Origin of the sequence: Marinomonas polaris DSM 16579 (genome assembly GCF_900129155.1) — a bacterium.
GTDB classification, from domain to species: Bacteria; Pseudomonadota; Gammaproteobacteria; order Pseudomonadales; family Marinomonadaceae; genus Marinomonas; species Marinomonas polaris.
Map to the genome: position 1 here is coordinate 1 of NZ_FQVF01000049.1, position 1308 is coordinate 1308.

Annotated in this window: 1 protein-coding gene; it reads right to left on the reverse strand. The window is 43.0% G+C overall.

Features of this window, described 5'->3' with window-relative positions:
- Positions 1-1308 (reverse strand): Ig-like domain-containing protein (locus tag BUA59_RS23385; RefSeq protein WP_217653781.1); only part of this gene is annotated, 1308 nt, incomplete at both ends.

Sequence of the window (1308 nt, forward strand, 5' to 3'; positions counted from 1 at the left end):
AGTACATCATCACCAGCTATTGTATCAATGCTAATAGAGGCACTTGCTTGCGTATCTAAAGTGACATCTAGTGGAGTAGAAGTCGCTGTATTGCCGGCATTATCAGTCACTTTAACGGTAAGAGTGTTAGCACCTTCAGCTAAATGCCCATTGGTTGCGGTAAAGCTCCAACTACCATCTGCTGCTTGTACTGCATCACCTAATTTTGTTGTGCCGTTGAATACTTCAACAAGGGTCACATCACTATCAATATTAGAAAGAGTGAATATGGAGGTGGTGTCATTTGTTAGATTGTCTACTAAAGAATCACCAGTATCACTTGAAGAAGTTAAATCGATTACTGGTGTACTTATAAAAGTATCAACCTTCGCACTGTCTGTACCAGCTGGAGACGTATTACCATATTGATCACTTAAGGTCGCACTTACAATGATCGTGTTACCTTCTCCTGGACTTGCGAAGGCTGTCGTTACGAACCCAGCCGTTATTTGTGCAGCGGTTAAAACAATGCTTTGGGGTGTAGTGCCATCAGTTATTGTAATGGTATCACCTACCAAAGCTCCCGCTGGTAAGCTCACCTTCACATCAACATCACCAGATAGTTCAGCTTTATTGATTAGACCATCATTATTTATATCTTCTGTAATCGCCACTGTTGGAGCTAAAAGATCATTATCTATAATGGTTGCAACACCAGACACACCACCTACATTCAAAGTAAAAGTTTCACTACCTTCATTGATGCCGTCATCTGTCGTTGATACTGTCGTTGTAAACTCAGTAACACCTGCTGGCACAGTAATCTTTCCTGTGCTGGCATCGTAAGTAACTCCACCACTAAACGTCACATTTGATAGGTCTGTATCGTAGTCATTGCTGCCCGCTGTGCCGTTCGTCAAGCTAAAATCGTACGTTTGCGCCGTGCTGCTCGCGTTGCTTAGGCTCACGGTGAACACCGCGTCTTCACCTTCAATCACCGCGTTTCCATCGGCATTTACCGCCGAGCTCACATCGCTAACCGTCGGTACGCCATCACTATCAATAATAGTCGTGGTTGCACTATCTGCTGCATCAACACCAGTCACACCTTCTACACTGATAGTAAATTTTTCGTTACCTTCATAAACAGAATCATTGATGGTAGGAACATTTAAAGTAACTTTCGTAACGCCAGCAGGAACAGTAAGAGAACCATCAGAACCAATCACCAATGATTGAGTTTGACCGTTTTCATCAACATAACTCGCCGTCATGGTGCCAATATCATCAGCACTTGCCGTATCAAAAGAAGTCGATAGTTTAACGGTA